This window comes from Stutzerimonas sp. 21-1 (assembly GCF_056336065.1).
Map to the genome: position 1 here is coordinate 1651492 of NZ_CM150500.1, position 17027 is coordinate 1668518.

The 17027-nt window shown below is 62.5% G+C and carries 20 protein-coding genes; 13 read left to right on the forward strand and 7 right to left on the reverse strand.

Annotated elements, in window-relative coordinates; translation table 11 throughout:
* Positions 1–2 precede the first annotated feature (2 nt).
* The 3 genes from eno to ispD all read left to right on the forward strand — a co-directional run bounded on the left by eno (position 3) and on the right by ispD (position 2436).
* A complete protein-coding gene (gene eno / locus AC0ZJQ_RS08140) occupies positions 3–1292 on the forward strand; it encodes a phosphopyruvate hydratase (protein ID WP_237264995.1) in 1290 nt (429 codons plus the stop codon).
* 149 nt (positions 1293–1441) lie between these two features.
* Positions 1442–1720 (forward strand): cell division protein FtsB, encoded by a 279-nt coding sequence (gene ftsB / locus AC0ZJQ_RS08145; RefSeq protein WP_008566898.1) that lies wholly within the window; start codon positions 1442–1444, stop codon positions 1718–1720.
* Positions 1717–2436, forward strand: coding sequence for a 2-C-methyl-D-erythritol 4-phosphate cytidylyltransferase (gene ispD / locus AC0ZJQ_RS08150; RefSeq protein ID WP_213663130.1), 720 nt, complete (start codon positions 1717–1719; stop codon positions 2434–2436). The genes ftsB and ispD overlap by 4 nt, the downstream gene beginning before the upstream one ends.
* Before the next feature lie 138 nt (positions 2437–2574).
* On the opposite strand, the gene AC0ZJQ_RS08155 is transcribed toward ispD, so the two are convergent.
* Positions 2575–3474: a LysR substrate-binding domain-containing protein gene (locus AC0ZJQ_RS08155; RefSeq protein ID WP_008566901.1), complete on the reverse strand. Its 900-nt coding sequence runs from the start codon at positions 3472–3474 to the stop codon at positions 2575–2577.
* 133 nt (positions 3475–3607) lie between these two features.
* On the opposite strand from AC0ZJQ_RS08155, the gene AC0ZJQ_RS08160 reads away from it, so the two are divergent.
* The gene (locus AC0ZJQ_RS08160; protein WP_314020316.1) at positions 3608–4723 is read left to right on the forward strand and encodes an S-(hydroxymethyl)glutathione dehydrogenase/class III alcohol dehydrogenase; all 1116 of its coding nucleotides are present in this window, start codon (positions 3608–3610) and stop codon (positions 4721–4723) included.
* A 91-nt stretch (positions 4724–4814) separates the two neighbouring features.
* The gene (gene fghA / locus AC0ZJQ_RS08165; protein WP_008566903.1) at positions 4815–5660 is read left to right on the forward strand and encodes an S-formylglutathione hydrolase; all 846 of its coding nucleotides are present in this window, start codon (positions 4815–4817) and stop codon (positions 5658–5660) included.
* A gap of 157 nt (positions 5661–5817) precedes the next feature.
* Here fghA and AC0ZJQ_RS08170 read toward each other — a convergent pair whose 3' ends face one another.
* Together AC0ZJQ_RS08170 and AC0ZJQ_RS08175 are read right to left on the reverse strand one after the other, a co-directional pair.
* The gene (locus tag AC0ZJQ_RS08170) at positions 5818–6867 is read right to left on the reverse strand and encodes an alkene reductase (protein WP_155553092.1); all 1050 of its coding nucleotides are present in this window, start codon (positions 6865–6867) and stop codon (positions 5818–5820) included.
* A 38-nt stretch (positions 6868–6905) separates the two neighbouring features.
* Positions 6906–7208, reverse strand: coding sequence for an ArsR/SmtB family transcription factor (locus AC0ZJQ_RS08175; protein ID WP_003290692.1), 303 nt, complete (start codon positions 7206–7208; stop codon positions 6906–6908).
* A 182-nt stretch (positions 7209–7390) separates the two neighbouring features.
* Here AC0ZJQ_RS08175 and ispF point away from each other — a divergent pair, with 182 nt between their 5' ends.
* From ispF to rpoS, 7 genes are all read left to right on the forward strand, one after another.
* On the forward strand, positions 7391–7864 hold the full coding sequence (gene ispF, locus AC0ZJQ_RS08180; RefSeq protein WP_054095303.1) for a 2-C-methyl-D-erythritol 2,4-cyclodiphosphate synthase: 474 nt from the start codon (positions 7391–7393) through the stop codon (positions 7862–7864).
* Positions 7861–8901 (forward strand): tRNA pseudouridine(13) synthase TruD, encoded by a 1041-nt coding sequence (truD, locus tag AC0ZJQ_RS08185; protein WP_008566906.1) that lies wholly within the window; start codon positions 7861–7863, stop codon positions 8899–8901. Before ispF ends, truD begins: the two co-directional genes overlap by 4 nt.
* The gene (surE, locus tag AC0ZJQ_RS08190) at positions 8901–9650 is read left to right on the forward strand and encodes a 5'/3'-nucleotidase SurE (protein ID WP_008566907.1); all 750 of its coding nucleotides are present in this window, start codon (positions 8901–8903) and stop codon (positions 9648–9650) included. The genes truD and surE overlap by 1 nt, the downstream gene beginning before the upstream one ends.
* 41 nt (positions 9651–9691) lie before the next feature.
* Positions 9692–10327: a protein-L-isoaspartate(D-aspartate) O-methyltransferase gene (locus AC0ZJQ_RS08195; protein ID WP_476477763.1), complete on the forward strand. Its 636-nt coding sequence runs from the start codon at positions 9692–9694 to the stop codon at positions 10325–10327.
* A gap of 18 nt (positions 10328–10345) precedes the next feature.
* Complete coding sequence (locus AC0ZJQ_RS08200) at positions 10346–11281, forward strand: polyprenyl-phosphate transporter (RefSeq protein ID WP_155553088.1); 936 nt, start codon at positions 10346–10348, stop codon at positions 11279–11281.
* A gap of 29 nt (positions 11282–11310) precedes the next feature.
* Positions 11311–12156, forward strand: coding sequence for a peptidoglycan DD-metalloendopeptidase family protein (locus AC0ZJQ_RS08205; protein WP_237265003.1), 846 nt, complete (start codon positions 11311–11313; stop codon positions 12154–12156).
* A 97-nt stretch (positions 12157–12253) separates the two neighbouring features.
* Positions 12254–13249 (forward strand): RNA polymerase sigma factor RpoS, encoded by a 996-nt coding sequence (rpoS, locus tag AC0ZJQ_RS08210; RefSeq protein ID WP_008566913.1) that lies wholly within the window; start codon positions 12254–12256, stop codon positions 13247–13249.
* 545 nt (positions 13250–13794) lie between these two features.
* Here the strand turns inward: rpoS and AC0ZJQ_RS08215 are convergent.
* Both AC0ZJQ_RS08215 and AC0ZJQ_RS08220 read right to left on the reverse strand, forming a co-directional pair.
* Positions 13795–14664, reverse strand: a complete 870-nt coding sequence (locus AC0ZJQ_RS08215; RefSeq protein WP_476477663.1) for a GNAT family N-acetyltransferase — start codon at positions 14662–14664, stop codon at positions 13795–13797.
* A 90-nt stretch (positions 14665–14754) separates the two neighbouring features.
* Positions 14755–15195 carry a group II truncated hemoglobin gene (locus AC0ZJQ_RS08220; protein ID WP_037019262.1) on the reverse strand — a complete coding sequence of 147 codons (441 nt, stop codon included), beginning with the start codon at positions 15193–15195 and terminating at the stop codon, positions 14755–14757.
* Between the two features lie 130 nt (positions 15196–15325).
* On the opposite strand from AC0ZJQ_RS08220, the gene AC0ZJQ_RS08225 reads away from it, so the two are divergent.
* Positions 15326–15757: a universal stress protein gene (locus tag AC0ZJQ_RS08225; RefSeq protein WP_237265005.1), complete on the forward strand. Its 432-nt coding sequence runs from the start codon at positions 15326–15328 to the stop codon at positions 15755–15757.
* A gap of 27 nt (positions 15758–15784) precedes the next feature.
* Here AC0ZJQ_RS08225 and AC0ZJQ_RS08230 read toward each other — a convergent pair whose 3' ends face one another.
* Both AC0ZJQ_RS08230 and AC0ZJQ_RS08235 read right to left on the reverse strand, forming a co-directional pair.
* Positions 15785–16126, reverse strand: coding sequence for a YajD family HNH nuclease (locus tag AC0ZJQ_RS08230; protein ID WP_102829484.1), 342 nt, complete (start codon positions 16124–16126; stop codon positions 15785–15787).
* Positions 16127–16174: 48 nt separating this feature from the next.
* A complete protein-coding gene (locus AC0ZJQ_RS08235) occupies positions 16175–16873 on the reverse strand; it encodes a YebC/PmpR family DNA-binding transcriptional regulator (RefSeq protein ID WP_008566919.1) in 699 nt (232 codons plus the stop codon).
* Positions 16874–17027 lie beyond the last annotated feature (154 nt).

A 17027-nucleotide genomic window follows, 5' to 3' on the forward strand; every position in this document is an offset into this window, starting at 1 on the left:
CAATGGCAAAGATCATCGACATCAAGGGTCGTGAAGTCCTCGACTCCCGCGGCAATCCGACCGTGGAAGCCGACGTGATCCTCGATAACGGCATCATCGGCAGTGCTTGTGCACCGTCCGGTGCTTCCACCGGCTCGCGCGAGGCCCTCGAGCTGCGCGACGGTGACAAGAGCCGCTACCTGGGCAAGGGCGTGCTGAACGCCGTGGCCAACGTCAACGGGCCGATCCGCGATCTGCTGCTGGGCAAGGATCCGGTCGATCAGAAGGGCCTGGATCAGGCGATGATCGAGCTGGACGGTACCGAGAACAAGGCCAAGCTGGGCGCCAACGCCATCCTCGCCGTGTCCCTGGCCGCTGCCAAGGCTGCTGCCCAGGCCAAAGGCGTGCCGCTGTACGCGCACATTGCCGACCTGAACGGCACCCCCGGCCAGTACTCCATGCCGGTGCCGATGATGAACATCATCAACGGCGGCGAGCACGCCGATAACAACGTCGACATCCAGGAATTCATGGTTCAGCCAGTCGGCGCCAAGACCTTCGCCGATGCCCTGCGCATGGGCGCCGAGATCTTCCATCACCTGAAAGCCGTGCTGAAAGCCCGTGGCCTGAATACCGCCGTGGGTGATGAAGGCGGCTTCGCGCCGAACCTGGCCTCCAACGAAGATGCCCTAGCGGCCATCGCCGAGGCGGTCGCGAAGGCCGGTTACCAGCTGGGCAGCGACGTGACCCTGGCTCTGGACTGCGCATCCAGCGAGTTTTTCAAGGATGGCAAGTACGACCTGGCCGGCGAAGGCAAGGCATTCGACGCCGCCGGCTTCGCGGATTACCTGGCTGGTCTGACTCAGCGCTATCCGATCATTTCGATCGAAGATGGCATGGACGAGTCCGACTGGGCTGGCTGGAAGGCACTGACCGACAAGATCGGCGAGAAGGTGCAGCTGGTCGGCGACGACCTGTTCGTCACCAACACCAAGATCCTCAAGGAAGGCATCGACAAGGGCATCGCCAACTCGATCCTGATCAAGTTCAACCAGATCGGCTCGCTGACCGAGACGCTGGAAGCCATCCAGATGGCCAAGGCCGCCGGCTACACTGCGGTGATCTCGCACCGCTCCGGCGAAACCGAGGACAGCACCATCGCCGACCTGGCCGTGGGTACCGCCGCTGGCCAGATCAAGACCGGCTCGCTGTGCCGTTCCGACCGCGTGTCCAAGTACAACCAGCTGCTGCGTATCGAAGAGCAGCTGGCCGGCAAGGCACCATACAAGGGCCGTGCCGAATTCCGCGGCTGAGTTGCGGCATTTAAAAAAGGGCGGCGCAAGTCGCCCTTTTTTGTTTCAATCGGCTCGATGCTTAACGCTGCGGAAGTCACTCGGGCCGCTAGCGGTGCGCTCGCCATCTTTCCCTACTGAAAACCGCCGAAGTTCGTTTCATGCCTGCTATGCGCCGTCCCTACTGGTTGTTCGTCGTGCTGATCCTATTGCTGGGCGGTTTGCAATATCGTCTGTGGGTAGGCGAGGGCAGCCTTGCCCAGATCAGCAGCCTGAACAAACAGATCGCCGAGCAGAAGGGCGAGAACGAGCGCCTTCTTGAACGTAACCGTATCCTCGAGGCGGAAGTGCTCGAGCTGAAAGCCGGCATGGAGACGGTCGAGGAACGCGCGCGCCAGGAGCTGGGCATGGTCAAAGAGGGCGAGACCCTCTATCAGCTGACCGAATGAGCTGCGCATTGCCCGACTTCTGGGTGGTGATACCGGCCGCTGGCGTGGGCAGCCGCATGCGGGCCGATCGCCCCAAGCAGTACCTGCCGCTCGGTGGGCGCTGCATCATCGAACACACCCTCGACTGCTTCCTCGATCATCCAGGATTGCGCGGACTGGTGGTGAGCCTGGCCGACGCCGATCCGTACTGGCCGGACCTCGCCTGTGCCCGCGATGAACGCGTGCAGCGCGCCGCCGGCGGGCGCGAGCGCTGTGACTCGGTGCTCAATGGTCTGCGGCGACTTGGCGAGCTGGGTGCGCAGGACCAGGACTGGGTGCTGGTGCACGATGCGGCGCGCCCCAACCTGACGCGCGAAGACCTGAACACGCTGTTGGCCGAGCTTGGCGACGATGCCGTCGGTGGACTTCTGGGTGTGCCGGCGCGCGACACGCTTAAGCGTGTCGGCCCCGATGGGCGCGTGCTGGAAACGGTGGATCGCAGTGCGATCTGGCAGGCATACACGCCGCAGATGTTCCGTCTTGGCCTGCTGCGCGACGCGCTGGAAAGAGCGTTGCGCAGTGGTGTCAACGTCACTGACGAGGCCTCGGCGCTGGAATGGGCGGGCTTTGCGCCGCGCATGGTGGAAGGGCGGGCGGATAACCTGAAAGTCACCCGGCCGGAGGACCTGCTCTGGCTGCAGCAGCGCTGGCAGGCCAAGATGCCTGACAACCGCTAGACCTCGCTGCCCGTTACCGCTGGATAGCGATAGCGCGCTGCCGCATCGCTGGTGGTCGACGGCACGATGACGACTTCAACCTCCGTGCCCAGGCGTCCAGCTCGTCAGCCCGTCTGAGGCGATCATTGAGTACGCGTTCTAGAGCGGTGTTCCGGCATATTCGGGGCGCTGTGCCAGGCCGGTCTTCAGCGCCTCGATGAGCAAACGCACCTTCGGTAGCGGATAACGCCGTTGCGGGTAGACGGCCCACACGGCGGTGTCCGGCGGTTGATTGGCCTCCAGCAGCGAAACCAACTCACCGTGGCGCAGCGGTTCCTGCACGTAGTAGTCGGGCAGTTGGCAGAGGCCGAAGCCGCGCAGCGCAGCGTCCAGCACGGCCTGGCCGCTGTTGCAGCGCCAGTTGCCGCTCGGTTTGAAGTGCTGTTCGCGGCCGTCGATCTGGAAGGTCCAGGTATCACCGGTTCCGATCAGGCAGTTGTGTCGGCCCAGCTCGGAAAGCGTGTGCGGTCGCCCGTAGCGCTCCAGATAGGATGGCGCAGCGCACAGGTACATCGCGCGCGGCGCGATACGGGTGGCGACCAGCCGCGACTCGCCGAGACGACCCAGGCGGATCGCCAGGTCATAACCTTCCTGCACCAGATCCAGCGTGCGGTTGGACAGTTCGATCTCCACCCGCAGCTGCGGGTGCTGTGCCATGAATTCGTTGACCAGCGGCACGATGAAGCGCTCGCCGTAGGCCACCGCCGCGGTCATGCGCAGCAGCCCGGTGGGCGCGGCGTGCAGGTCGCTGATCGCCAGGAACGCCTCGTCGCGCTCCTCGATCAACCGCTGGCAGCGCGCAAAGAAGGTGTGACCCGCTTCGGTCAGCGACACCCGACGCGTGGTGCGGTACAGCAGCCGTGCCTGCAGACGCTCCTCCAGGCGAGCGACCTGTCGACTGACATGCGAAGACGAGACGCGCAGGTGCTCGGCGGCACGCATGAAACTGCCGCATTCGGCTACGGCGACAAATTCGTCCAGGCCTTCCCAGCGACTCATCGTTTGATCTCTCTCTTATGCGTGGCGGTCAATTGTCCCTGATTGGCAATAATGTTTTCCAGGAAAGCCTGATTAAACCAGTTTGCCGCTCAATTACACTCTCGGCTTTCCATGTCACATCGAGAGTCCCGTCATGACAATCAAATCGCGCGCCGCCGTGGCCTTCGGCCCGAACCAGCCTCTGCAGATCGTCGAGGTAGATGTCGCCCCGCCCAAGGCTGGTGAAGTGCTGGTACGCATCGTTGCCAGCGGCGTCTGCCACACCGACGCCTACACCTTGTCCGGGCAGGACTCCGAAGGCGTCTTCCCCTGCATCCTGGGTCACGAAGGTGGCGGCATCGTCGAAGCGGTCGGCGAGGGTGTGACTTCCGTAGCCGTTGGCGATCATGTGATTCCGCTCTATACCGCCGAATGTCGCGAGTGCAAGTTCTGCAAATCCGGCAAGACCAACCTGTGCAGCGCGGTGCGCGCCACCCAGGGCAAGGGCCTGATGCCGGACGGCACCACGCGCTTCAGCTACCAGGGGCAGCCGGTCTACCACTACATGGGCTGCTCGACCTTCTCCGAGTACACCGTGCTGCCGGAAGTCTCGGTGGCGGTGATCCCCAAGGAGGCGCCGCTGGAGAAGGTCTGCCTGCTCGGCTGTGGCGTGACCACTGGCATCGGCGCGGTGCTCAACACCGCCAAGGTCACCGAAGGCTCGACCGTGGCGATCTTCGGCCTGGGTGGCATCGGCCTGGCGGCGATCATCGGCGCGAAGATGGCCAAGGCCAGCCGCATCATCGGCATCGACATCAATCCGGCCAAGGAAGCTGTGGCGCGCGAACTGGGGCTCACCGACTTCGTCAACCCGAAGGACCACGCCAAGCCGATCCAGGACGTGATCGTCGAAATGACCGACGGCGGCGTGGATTACAGCTTCGAGTGCATCGGCAATGTCCAGTTGATGCGCGCGGCGCTGGAGTGCTGCCACAAGGGCTGGGGCGAGTCGACCATCATCGGCGTGGCGCCGGCCGGAGCGGAAATCAGCACCCGTCCGTTCCAGCTGGTGACCGGGCGCGTGTGGCGCGGCTCGGCGTTCGGCGGCGTGAAGGGGCGCACCGAGCTGCCCAGCTACGTCGAAAAATCGCAGACCGGCGAAATCCCGCTGGATACCTTCATTACGCACACCATGGGGCTGGACGACATCAACAAGGCTTTTGACCTGATGCACGAAGGCAAGAGCATCCGCACCGTCATCCATTTCTGACCCGTAGGGTGGATAACGCCGCCGCACGGCTTATCCACCTTGATCGGTGGCAAACACCTTGCGGTTTTTTCACCCTGCGCGAGGCACGTCCATGACTCTAGAAATCGTTTCCAGCAACAAGAGTTTCGGTGGCTGGCACAAGCGTTACCGTCATCGTTCCAGCAGCCTGAACTGCGACATGGTATTCGCCGTGTACCTGCCGCCGCAGGCCGAGCAGGGTGCTCGGCTGCCTGTGCTGTACTGGTTGTCGGGGCTGACCTGCACCGATGAAAACTTCATGCAGAAGGCCGGTGCACAGCGCCTGGCTGCCGAGCTTGGGTTGATCATCGTAGCGCCGGATACCAGCCCGCGCGGTGCGGACGTGCCGGACGACCCCGACGGCGCCTGGGATTTCGGCCTGGGCGCCGGCTTCTATCTCAACGCGACCGAGCAGCCCTGGGCGCAGCATTACCGCATGTACGACTATGTGGTGCATGAGCTGCCGATGCTAGTCGAGGCGAACTTCCCGGTTTCCGATCGCCGAGGCGTCAGCGGGCACTCGATGGGCGGGCACGGCGCGCTGATCTGCGCGTTGAAGAACCCGGGGCGTTACCGGTCGCTGTCGGCGTTCGCGCCGATCAGCAATCCGCTGGACTGCCCGTGGGGTGAGAAGGCGTTTAGTCGTTACCTGGGCGAGGATCGCGCACGCTGGCGCGAGTGGGATGCCTGTGTGCTGCTGGCCGAGGCGGGCGAGAAGCTGCCGATTCTGGTGGATCAGGGCGATCGTGACGACTTCATGGATGGCCAGTTGAAGCCCCGGGCGCTCGAAGCCGCCGCCAGGGCTGCCGGACATCCGCTGACCCTGCGCATCCAGCCGGGTTATGACCACAGCTACTACTTCATCGCCAGCTTCATCGAGGACCATCTGCGCCATCACGCCGAGGCGCTGAACGCGTAGGTGGATCACGGCGCAGCCTCATCCACGCGCCGGCTCCACCCGAGCGTCCGCATGCTACGCCGGGGTGCGTTGAACACACTCGGAAGGATGAACGCCGAAGACGGGCACAAAAAAGGCCCGGTCGGAATTCCCGGTCGGGCCTTTCCATCGCCGGAGCTTAGAGCGACGGATAATCGGTGTAGCCGACCGGACCCTGGCCGTAGAACAGCTCGGGCTTGGGTGCGTTCAGCGGTGCATCCTGGCGCAGACGCTCGACCAGATCAGGGTTGGCGATGTACGGAATGCCGAAGGCGACCGCATCGGCCTTGCCTTCTGCCAGCCAGGCATTGCCCTGTTCCTTGGTGAAGCGCTCGTTGGCGATGTACACGCCACCGAATATCTGCTTCAGCTGCGGGCCGAGGCTGTCTTCGCCGGCGTATTCGCGGGTGCAGATGAACGCGACGCCGCGCTTGCCCAGTTCACGGGCAACGTAGCCGAAGGTTTCGGCGCGATTGGAGTCGCCCATGTCATGCGAATCGGCGCGCGGCGCCAGGTGTACGCCGACCCGGCCGGCGCCCCAGACGCTGATGGCGGCGTCGGTCACTTCAAGCATCAGTCGCGCACGGTTTTCCAGCGAGCCACCGTAAGCATCGGTGCGCTGGTTGGTGCTGTCCTGCAGGAACTGGTCGAGCAGATAGCCATTGGCGCCGTGGATTTCCACGCCGTCGAAACCGGCCTCCTTGGCATTCTCGGCACCCTTGCGGTAAGCCTCGACGATGGCCGGGATCTCGCTGGTTTCCAGCGCGCGCGGCGTCTCGTAGTCCTTCATCGGGCGCACCAGGCTGACGTGACCGGCCGGCTTGATGGCGCTCGGGGCGACCGGCAACTGGCCGTCGAGGTACAGCGGATCGGAGATGCGCCCGACGTGCCAGAGCTGCAGCACGATCTTGCCGCCCTTGGCATGCACGGCTTCGGTGATCTTCTTCCAGCCTTGCACCTGCTCAGCCGACCAGATGCCGGGCGTGTCCGGGTAGCCGACCCCCATCGGCGTGACCGAAGTGGCTTCGCTGATGATCAGGCCGGCATCGGCGCGCTGAGCGTAGTACTCGGCCATCAGGGCGCCGGGGACACGGCCGGGCTCGGCACGGCAACGGGTCAGAGGCGCCATGATGATGCGGTTGGTGAGTTCCAGATCGCCGATCTTGATCGGGTCGAAGAGAGTGGGCATAGCGATACCGCTCCTGTGCAGTGGGAGGATTAAGAGCTTCAGAGTGACTGGCCGATGCGTTCGACGAAGGCCTGAATCACGGCCTCGTTGCGCTTGAAGAAATGCCACTGGCCGACCTTTTGGCTGCTGATCAGGCCGGCCTTCTGCAGCGTTGCCAGGTGCGCGGATACCGTTGACTGCGACAGCCCGGCCCGTTGATCGATCTGCCCGGCGCAGACGCCGTTCTCCAGCGAATGATGCTGTTCGGCGAAATGCAGGTGCGGCTCCTTTAGCCAGCGCAGAATGTCGCGGCGCAGCGGGTGGGCGAGCGCTTTGATGATGTCGTCGAGGTCGTCCGGCATATTGGTTCCGTTGAAAGGTATATCGGAATGAGGCGAACTATATATCGTGATTTGCCGATATATGATCGATCCGGTTGATGATGCTTATCGCCGATATCGATAGCTCAGCGGCTCTTTGTCATCCGGACGCAACGGGGTCCTGTAGAATCGGCCGCCTGCGTTTTTTCGAAGGTATTTCTCATATGCGTATCGGCCACGGTTATGACGTACACCGCTTCGGTGAGGGCGATTTCATCACGCTCGGCGGTGTGCGGATTGCGCATCGCTTCGGGTTGCTGGCGCATTCCGATGGTGACGTGCTGCTGCATGCCTTGAGCGATGCACTGCTCGGCGCGGCGGCGCTCGGTGACATTGGCAAGCATTTCCCGGACACCGATCCGCAGTTCAAGGGCGCCGACAGCCGCGTGCTGTTGCGTCATGTGCTCGAGCAGGTGAAAGCCAAGGGCTGGACGGTCGGCAACGTCGATACCACCATCATTGCGCAGGCGCCGAAGATGGCGCCGCACATCGAGCGCATGCGCGAGCTGATCGCCGCCGATCTGCAGGTGGCGCTGGATCAGGTCAACGTCAAGGCCACCACCACGGAGAAGCTTGGTTTCGTCGGGCGCGAGGAGGGGATCGCGGTGCATGCGGTCGCCCTGCTGGTACGCGCATGACCGAGGACCAGCTGCTGGGGCCACGGGCGCATGGCGAGCCTTGCGGCAGCGCGGTGCTGAAGGCCGTGGCCGAGGACTTTCAGGTCGACGAGGTGCTGGACATCGCCTTGTCCGGTGAAGGCGAGCACCTGTGGCTGTGGGTGGAAAAGCGCAACCTCAACACGGAGGAAGCCGCCCGACGCATCGCGCGCGCCGCCGGGGTGCCGCTGAAGATGGTCAGCTACGCGGGACTGAAGGATCGTCAGGCGCTGACCCGCCAGTGGTTCAGCCTGCACCTGCCAGGCAAGAGCGACCCGGAGCTGGCGGCTGCGGAGAACGAAAGTCTGAAGATCCTCCAGCACAGCCGTCACCAGCGCAAATTGCAGCGCGGTGCCCATTCGGCCAACGGTTTCACCCTGCGCCTGACGGAGCTGCGCGGCGAGCGTGCAGCGCTTGACGCCCGTCTGGAGCGTATCCGGGATCTCGGCGTACCCAACTATTTCGGTCTGCAGCGTTTTGGCCACGAAGGTGGCAATCTGCACGGCGCCCGCGAATTCGCCGGCCGCGGGGAACTGCCGGTGCAGCGCAACCTGCGTTCGCGGTTGCTTTCGGCCGGCCGCAGCTACCTGTTCAACCGCGTTCTGGCCGAGCGGGTCGCTGTGGCGACCTGGGATCGCGCACAGGTGGGTGATCTGCTTGCGTTCACCGATAGCCGCAGCTTTTTTCCGGCGGGCGAGGCCGAATGTGACGATCCGCGGCTGGCGATTCTCGATCTGCATCCCACCGGGCCGCTGTGGGGCGTTGGAGAATCGCCCGCGGCCGGCGATGTTCAGGCGCTGGAACAGCGGATTGCGGGCAGCGAGCCGGCGATCGCCAAGTGGCTCGCAGATGCTGGCATGAAGCACGAACGGCGCATTCTTCGCCTCCCCATTGGGGGGTTGTCGTGGCATTATCCCGAGCCTGACATTCTGCAACTGGAATTCGTCCTGCCGACCGGATGTTTCGCCACCGCTGTGGTGCGCGAGTTGGTCAACCTGGCAGGGCAGACGGACATCTGATGCGTATTCTGATCGCCAACGACGACGGGGTGCATGCGCCCGGGCTCGCCGCGCTTTATGACGCGCTGGCCGACTATGCCGAGTGCCGGGTGGTTGCCCCGATCCAGGACATGAGCGGTGCCAGCAGCGCACTCACCCTGGATCGCCCGCTGCACCCCGTGAGCATGCCCAACGGCTTCATCGGCCTGAACGGCTCGCCCACCGATTGTGTACACCTCGGGCTCAACGGCCTGCTGGCCGAAACGCCGGACATGGTTGTCTCGGGTATCAACCTGGGCGCCAACCTGGGCGACGACGTGCTTTATTCGGGCACCGTCGCGGCGGCCATCGAAGGGCGTTTCACGGGCCGCCCGGCATTCGCTTTCTCGCTGATTTCCCGTTCGCCGGAAAACCTGCCGACTGCTGCGGCTATCGCCCGGACGCTGGTCGAGAAACACGATCAGCTCGATCTGCCGCCGCGCACGGTACTCAGTGTTAACGTGCCGAACCTGCCGCTGGATCACATCCGTGGTATCCGCCTGACCCGTCTTGGGCATCGCAGCCGCGCCAAGCCGCCGGTCAAGCAAGCGAACCCGCGTGGCAAGGAAGGCTATTGGATTTCCGTCGCCGGAGATGTCGAGGATGGTGGGCCAGGCACGGACTTCCATGCCGTGATGCAGGGTTACGTGTCGATCACGCCGCTGCAGCTGGATCGCACGTTCCGCGAGGCATTCCAGGGCCTTGATCGCTGGTTGGAGGATCTGCTGTGAGTCATCGCGGATCGGGCGATCTGATGCGGCACGGTACCGGCATGACCTCGCAGCGCACCCGCGATCGGTTGATCCAGCGGTTGTACGAGGAGGGGCTGTCCAATCCTCATGTGCTCGAAGTGATCCGCCGCACGCCGCGGCACTTGTTCGTCGACGAAGCGCTGGCGCACCGGGCCTACGAGGACACTGCGCTGCCCATCGGGCACAACCAGACGATTTCGCAACCGTTCATGGTCGCCCACATGAGCGAGTTGCTGCTGGCCGACGGCCCGCTGGACAAGGTGCTGGAGATCGGCACCGGTTCGGGTTACCAGACCGCCGTGTTGGCGCAGCTGGTCGAGCGGGTGTTTTCCGTGGAGCGCATCCAGGCGCTGCAGGAGCGTGCCAAGGAGCGTCTGGCCGAACTCAAGCTGCGTAACGTGGTCTTTCGCTGGGGTGATGGCTGGGAGGGCTGGCCTGCGCTGGCGCCCTACAATGGCATCATCGTTACTGCGGCGGCTGCCGAGGTACCGCAGGCCCTGCTCGATCAACTGGCGCCCGGTGGGCGTCTGGTGATTCCGGTCGGGGCCGGCGAGGTTCAGCACCTGATGCTGATCGTTCGTGAGGAAACCGGCTTTTCGCGCCGCCTTCTGGATTCCGTACGCTTCGTGCCGCTGCTCAATGGACCGGTTGTTTGATCATCAGTGGAAGGAAGCATGAAAGACGCTTTGTTGCTGTACGCCAAGGGCATGGCGATGGGTGCGGCGGATGTGGTGCCTGGCGTATCCGGCGGGACTGTCGCGTTCATTACTGGCATCTATGACGAATTGCTGCGTTCCATCGCGGCGTTTCCCCGGGCGCTGGGTTCGTTGCTGCGTGGCCGTATGGGCGAGGCCTGGAAAATCGCCAACGCCGGGTTTCTGATAACTCTGCTGGCCGGTATCCTCACCAGCGTCTTCAGTCTGGCCCGCTTGATTACCTATCTGCTGGAGCAGCATCCGATTCCGGTGTGGTCGTTCTTTTTCGGCCTGATTCTGGTCTCGGTGCACCTGGTCGCTCGGGAAATCCGTCAACGCAACCTGTCGAGCGGCATCAGCTTCGTGCTGGGTATCGCCTTCGCCTACTGGATCACCGTGGCGGCGCCGATGCAGTGGGGAACCGATAGTCTGAGCCTGTTTTTCGCCGGAGCCATCGCCATCTGCGCGATGATCTTGCCGGGTATCTCCGGCAGCTTTGTGCTGGTGCTTCTCGGTCTCTATCCGACGGTATTGGCCGCGGTAAAGAGCTTCGACATCGCCGTGCTGATCGTGTTTGCGGTCGGCTGTGCACTGGGGCTGCTCAGCTTCGCCAAACTGCTTCACTGGACGCTGCATCGCTGGCGCGATCTGACGCTGGCCTTTCTCACCGGGCTGATGCTGGGTTCGCTGAACAAGGTTTGGCCGTGGAAGGAAACGCTGACCTGGCGCACCAATTCGCACGGCGAGCGTACACCCGTGCTGGAGCAGAACCTGTTTCCGGGCGCCTATGGCGAACTCACCGGGCAGGATCCGCAATTCGTATTGGCTGTTGTTCTGGCAATCGCCGGTATTGCGCTTGTGCTCGGCCTGGAGTGGCTTGCCAGTCGCCGCCAGTCGACTGCAGAAAGCGTCTGAACAGATAGTTCTTCATCAGGGAGCGAGCATTGAGGCTCACAGCCATTCAGCGGTTGATTCGCGATCCCTTGTTCCGTTTCGTGCCTGGTGTGCTGTTGGCTGGCTGGTTGCTGACCGGCTGTTCGACACCCCAGCAGGGAGGCGTGCAGGTGGTGGACCGTAACGGCCGTCCGGCCGTTACCAGCGGCTATCACACGGTGCGTCGCGGCGACACGCTGTCGTCGATCGCCGGTCGCTACGGTTGGGATTGGCGCGCACTGGCCCGCGCCAACGGAATTCAGCCGCCTTATGTCATTCATCCAGGGCAACGCATCCGCTTCGACCGGGGTGCGAGCAACACCGTCGCCAGTGCCTCGACACCCCGAGCCGCGCCAACGCCTGCGCCCAGGGCCGTGCCGCCTGCCGTTGTCGCAACGCCCGTCCCTCAGCAGTCGCCGCCGACACTCAGCAAGGCACCTACCCAACCGGTGCCGGCCACGAAGGTCACTCCGGTGGCACGTTCGGCCAGCGGCTGGGCATGGCCAACGAACGGTCAGATCATCGGGCGTTTTTCCTCAAACGGGAGTTTGAATAAAGGCGTTGATATCGCTGGGCAATTAGGCCAGCCTGTTTTGGCTGCTTCTGATGGGACTGTTGTGTACGCCGGTAGTGGTTTACGGGGTTACGGCGAACTTGTGATCATCAAGCACAACGATACCTATGTGAGCGCCTACGGCCACAACCGCAGGCTGCTGGTTCGGGAGGGTCAACAAGTCAAAGCTGGGCAGAGCATTGCCGAGATGGGTTCGACGGGCACCGACCGCGTAAAGCTGCATTTCGAGATCCGCCGTCAGGGCAAACCCGTAGACCCCATGCAGTACCTGCCAAGGCGTTGACCTGACGGCCACCCGTTCCACGTAGGATGGGCTCTGGTTTCGCCAAGGATCGCGCGTCGCCTGAGCCCGTTGTCGAACTCAGAACGGGACAATAAAAATGGCACTCGAAAAAAAAGCGCTGGAGTTTGACGTTGACGACGAGGTTCTGCTCATGGAACCCACCCTGGACTTCGAGGCGGTTGGCGAGGCGCATCGAAGTCCCGCGAGTAGCAAAGGCAAGCTCGCGGCCAGCAAGCAACACAAGTTCATCGACTACAACCGCGCGCTCGACGCCACGCAGTTGTATCTCAACGAAATCGGTTTTTCCCCCCTCCTGACCCCCGAAGAAGAAGTTCATTTCGCCCGCCTGGCGCGCAAGGGCGATCCGGCGGGGCGCAAGCGCATGATCGAAAGTAATTTGCGGCTGGTCGTCAAGATCGCCCGACGTTACGTCAATCGCGGCCTGTCGCTGCTCGATCTGGTGGAGGAGGGCAACCTGGGCCTGATCCGCGCGGTCGAGAAGTTCGATCCCGAGCGTGGTTTCCGCTTCTCGACCTATGCCACCTGGTGGATTCGGCAGACGATCGAGCGGGCGATCATGAACCAGACCCGCACCATCCGCCTGCCTATCCATGTGGTCAAAGAGCTCAACGTCTACCTGCGCGCGGCCAGAGAGCTGACCCAGAAGCTTGATCACGAGCCCAGCCCCGAAGAAATCGCCAACCTGCTGGAGAAGCCGGTGGCCGAGGTGAAGCGCATGCTCGGACTCAATGAGCGCGTTACCTCGGTAGACGTGTCGCTTGGGCCGGATACCGACAAGACCTTGCTCGACACCCTGACGGATGACAAACCGAGCGATCCCTGTGAGCTGCTTCTTGATGACGACCTGTCGGCCAGCATCGACCAGTGGCTTTCCGATCTGACCGAAAAGCAGCGTGAAGTGGTCGTCCGTCGTTTCGGGCTGCGCGGTCATGAGAGTTGCACGCTAGAGGAAGTCGGGCAGGAGATCGGCCTGACCCGCGAGCGTGTTCGGCAGATTCAGGTCGAAGCGTTGCGGCGGTTGCGCGAGATTCTGGAGCGCAACGGTCTTTCTAGCGACGCGCTGTTCCAGTAGGGAGCTGCCCGCTGTCGGCCCGGTCACTCTGCCGGGCCGATGCGTTGGCCTGCGCCGTCACGCCCCTTTGTCGTTTTAACGGTTAACGGTCGATGGAATTAATCGGGGCCGTCGAAAATTTCCTGCATGTCGCGTTCTTTTGTAAGCATTTACTTACAAGAACTGTAGGAGAAGCGTGAAATCACGCTGCTGCATTTTCTCCGAGTCGGCCAGAGCTGTTCTTATCTATTTGATTTAAAAGTAATTTCTAATGTACGCGAAACGTTGAGCGTCAACGGCGCGCGAATCTCTGCGAGTTGTCGACGCCCTTAAAGTCATTAATATCCCCTCCGTGCTTATGGATAAGCACGGGTCAGCAGGGATGAGGGCCAAGGAACAATCGCGGAGCGATTTCATCAGGAAGATGATGGACAACAGGGAGCAGGGAAGAAGACGGGCGGGGATAAACTCCCGCCCCTTTTTTTTGCCCGAAGAAAAGTATCGCAGTATCGACCCCACGGCTTGCCGCAAGCGCAGCCGCGCCGATCAGGTTTAATGGCAGTTCTTTAATCGGTCGCCGCAGGTTGCGTAAAGCGCAGCGAGAGCGGGTCTTCGCGCTCCAGCAGCAGCGGTAGAATTTTTTCACGCAGCAGCGGTGCCAGATGCTCGGTACGCGCAGTTGGTAAGTCCAGCCAGCCCAGCTCCTCCAGTTCCGCCTGCACCTTTACGGCCTGGGTAAGGGATGCCTGGAATACCTCCGCTTCGACCCAGTGTCCCGGCTCATTCGCGGCTGGCGCTGAATGATGACCGAGCGACTGAAACGCGTGTTCATCCAGCTGCAACCCCAGCTCTTCCCACAGTTCCCGTTGCAGCGTCTGGATGGGTGTTTCACCTGGCTCCGACTTACCGCCGGGCAACATGAAATAGGCGCTGCCGCGCTTGCGTACGACGAGGATACGGCCAGAGTCGTCGAACAGGCAGGCAATGGATATCGTCAGCGTTGGTCTGGGCAAGGTGGCCATCCGGGCGTTGCGTTGAAGAGCAATCAATGTCTTGGTTCGCTGGTAGCGTGCCAGCCGCTCGGCCAGTGCTTCGGGCAAGGTGCTGGCCAGGGTGAATCCGAGACGTGCATAAAAAGCATAAAGACGTGGCTGGCAGAACAGCCAGATCGGCTGCTGGATGTCCTTCAGGGCCTGCCGCATCAATTGTGCGCCGATTCCCTGGTTGCGCTCATCTGGAGCGATCAGCAGGCCGGTCAGGAAATGCCCGTAGGCCACGGGTGTCAGGCACAGCCCACCAATGATCTCGCCTCGTCGCCGCACAACCCAGCATCGCGCCTGTGGCCGAACCCGGTTGCGACTGTGATGGGTGCGGTAGAACTTTATGATCAGGGGATGCTGCGCGGCAGAGAGCTGCAGGAATTCTAGGGCTGACATGGCCGTCCGCTGGTTTTCGAGGCAGCTAGTCTAGCGTTCGATCCACCCGGATCGAAGCCTGATGAAGCTGCATGGTGAAGCTGCGCCGCGTTATGCCCGTGAGCCTGGGCAGCCATGCGCTGGCTGCGCCTGGAGAATACGCTGGGCGGGTACGCGCAGCTGCTGGAGCAGGTATTCGGCGAATTCGGCGGAATAGGGCTGTCGTGCAATGGCGTAGGCCATGCAGTCGAGCCAGGCGTCGCGCTCGGCGTCGCCGACCTCCCAGCGTGTATGGAATTGCGGAATGCTGATTGGACCGAATTTTTGCGCATAGTGACGCGGCCCGCCCAGCCAGCCGCTGAGGAATGCGGCCAGTTTCTCGCGTGGCAATGTCAGGTCTTCGGGGTACATGGCGCGAATACCCGCTGCCTGTGGGAGTTGATTCATGGCGTGATAGAAATCATCTACCAGTCGCTCGATGCCGGCAGTGCCGCCCGCTGCCTGGAACGAGGCGTCGGCGGTGCCGAAAGGGGGAGTTTCAGGGGTTGTCATGCTTACCTCCGCGTCGCGTGTTTAGCCTGAAATGATGCCTGCTTGCGCCAGATCAAGACAGCCTCGATGGTGGTGAGCCGCTGTCATGCTGCTGGGCTATGCTCAAGTTCACTCAACAAGGGAGGTGTCTATGCGCAATATTCTGCTTGCATTCGATGGTTCGGAAAACGCCAAACGCGCGCTGCAGTATGTGATCGATCTGGTTCGCGATACGTCGTTGCCGCTGCAGGTGCAGGTACTGAATGTCCAGCACGAACCCATCATTTACGGCGAATACGTTACCGCCAGCCTGATCGACGATCTCAACGCCGGCCTGATGGCGCAAGCTCAGGAAGTGCTCGACGAGGCCGCACAGAAGCTGAAGGCTGCCGGAATCACCCATGCAACCCATGCAGTGCTTGGCAACGTCTCCGAGCAGATCAACGATGCGGTCAAGCGTCTGGGTTGCGATACCGTGGTGATGGGGACGCGCGGGCTGGGCAGTTTCACCGGACTGGTGCTGGGCTCCGTGGCGACCCGGGTGATCCACGAGGTGGCCGTTCCGGTTCTGCTGGTCAAGTGACGGTTCGGGCGGCTTGGCCGCCCTTCGTCATTGCTTGCTCTTGAGCAGATCGGCCAGGTTGGCGAAGGCCTTGAAGGTTTCCTTCGGCCCCAGGTCGCTGCCGGGGCGGGCCTCTGCCTGGTACTGATTGTCCGTATAGCGGGAATGCTCGTTGTCGTGACAGTACAGGCAGAGCAGCTCCCAGTTGGAACCGTCCTCCGGGTTGTTGTCGTGATTATGGTCCTTGTGATGGACCGTCAACTCGCTGAGACGCTTGCCGGAAAATTCCCGCGCGCAACGTCCGCAGACCCAGGGATACATCTTCAACGCCTTTTCCCGATAACCCTGCTCGCGCTGGCTGTAGGGCGTGGTTGGCTTGTTCGTGCTCATGGCTGGTCCGCTCGCTGAAGTCTGTTCACGGTGAAGGTGCGTCGTACGTCAGCCGGCCAGACCGACGTAGACATGCTGGACATCGTCGTGTGCATCGATGGCTTCGAGGAACGCTTCGACTTCCTCCAGCTCGGCTCCCGACAGGCTGACCGGATTTTTCGGTCGATAGCCCAGCTGTGCCGATTGCACGGTGAAGCCGAATTCCGGCAGTGCCTTGCACACCGCATCGAGGTCGGTAGGCTCGGTGATGAACAGCGTGGCACCTTCATCTGCCGCTTCGAAATCCTGTGCGCCGGCCTCGATGGCGGCCATTTCGGGATCGGCATCGCCTTCGGGGGCCGCTTCGATCATGCCGACATGGTCGAAATCCCAGCTCACCGAACCGGAGGAGCCCAGCTGGCCCTTGCGGAACAGCACGCGGATTTCCGCCACGGTGCGGTTGAGGTTGTCGGTGAGGCACTCGACGATCAGCGGAACCTGATGCGGCGCGAAGCCTTCGTAGAGGGTGCGCTCGTAATGGACGACCTCACCGCTCAGCCCCGCGCCTTTCTTGATGGCACGCTCCAGGGTGTCTTTGGGCATGGAGGCCTTCTTGGCCTGCTCGACCACCAGACGCAGACGGGGGTTCATGTCAGGGTCGGCGCCGCTGCGGGCGGCAATCATGATTTCCTTCGACAGCTTGCCGAAGATCCGTCCTTTGGCGTTCGCTGCCGCTTCCTTATGCTTCGCTTTCCACTGTGCGCCCATAGCCTGTCTCGTGTGAGGTCGTTCGAGCGGCGAATTCTAGCTGGTCGCCGTTCCGGCGGCATCTGTATGCAGCGAATGGCGGCGAACTGTATCGACGAAATGCCTGTTCACTGTACGGAGAGGCCCGGCCGGACAGCGGCTCTAATGATTCTTT

What these genes read in the sequence shown, in the direction of transcription:
- eno (WP_237264995.1), top strand. Translation starts at nt 3, where the DNA reads ATGGCAAAGATCATCGACATCAAGGGTCGTGAAGTCCTCGACTCCCGC.
- ftsB (WP_008566898.1), top strand. Translation starts at nt 1,442, where the DNA reads ATGCGCCGTCCCTACTGGTTGTTCGTCGTGCTGATCCTATTGCTGGGC.
- ispD (WP_213663130.1), top strand. Translation starts at nt 1,717, where the DNA reads ATGAGCTGCGCATTGCCCGACTTCTGGGTGGTGATACCGGCCGCTGGC.
- AC0ZJQ_RS08155 (WP_008566901.1), bottom strand. Translation starts at nt 3,474, where the DNA reads ATGAGTCGCTGGGAAGGCCTGGACGAATTTGTCGCCGTAGCCGAATGC.
- AC0ZJQ_RS08160 (WP_314020316.1), top strand. Translation starts at nt 3,608, where the DNA reads ATGACAATCAAATCGCGCGCCGCCGTGGCCTTCGGCCCGAACCAGCCT.
- fghA (WP_008566903.1), top strand. Translation starts at nt 4,815, where the DNA reads ATGACTCTAGAAATCGTTTCCAGCAACAAGAGTTTCGGTGGCTGGCAC.
- AC0ZJQ_RS08170 (WP_155553092.1), bottom strand. Translation starts at nt 6,867, where the DNA reads ATGCCCACTCTCTTCGACCCGATCAAGATCGGCGATCTGGAACTCACC.
- AC0ZJQ_RS08175 (WP_003290692.1), bottom strand. Translation starts at nt 7,208, where the DNA reads ATGCCGGACGACCTCGACGACATCATCAAAGCGCTCGCCCACCCGCTG.
- ispF (WP_054095303.1), top strand. Translation starts at nt 7,391, where the DNA reads ATGCGTATCGGCCACGGTTATGACGTACACCGCTTCGGTGAGGGCGAT.
- truD (WP_008566906.1), top strand. Translation starts at nt 7,861, where the DNA reads ATGACCGAGGACCAGCTGCTGGGGCCACGGGCGCATGGCGAGCCTTGC.
- surE (WP_008566907.1), top strand. Translation starts at nt 8,901, where the DNA reads ATGCGTATTCTGATCGCCAACGACGACGGGGTGCATGCGCCCGGGCTC.
- AC0ZJQ_RS08195 (WP_476477763.1), top strand. Translation starts at nt 9,692, where the DNA reads ATGACCTCGCAGCGCACCCGCGATCGGTTGATCCAGCGGTTGTACGAG.
- AC0ZJQ_RS08200 (WP_155553088.1), top strand. Translation starts at nt 10,346, where the DNA reads ATGAAAGACGCTTTGTTGCTGTACGCCAAGGGCATGGCGATGGGTGCG.
- rpoS (WP_008566913.1), top strand. Translation starts at nt 12,254, where the DNA reads ATGGCACTCGAAAAAAAAGCGCTGGAGTTTGACGTTGACGACGAGGTT.
- AC0ZJQ_RS08215 (WP_476477663.1), bottom strand. Translation starts at nt 14,664, where the DNA reads ATGTCAGCCCTAGAATTCCTGCAGCTCTCTGCCGCGCAGCATCCCCTG.
- AC0ZJQ_RS08220 (WP_037019262.1), bottom strand. Translation starts at nt 15,195, where the DNA reads ATGACAACCCCTGAAACTCCCCCTTTCGGCACCGCCGACGCCTCGTTC.
- AC0ZJQ_RS08225 (WP_237265005.1), top strand. Translation starts at nt 15,326, where the DNA reads ATGCGCAATATTCTGCTTGCATTCGATGGTTCGGAAAACGCCAAACGC.
- AC0ZJQ_RS08230 (WP_102829484.1), bottom strand. Translation starts at nt 16,126, where the DNA reads ATGAGCACGAACAAGCCAACCACGCCCTACAGCCAGCGCGAGCAGGGT.
- AC0ZJQ_RS08235 (WP_008566919.1), bottom strand. Translation starts at nt 16,873, where the DNA reads ATGGGCGCACAGTGGAAAGCGAAGCATAAGGAAGCGGCAGCGAACGCC.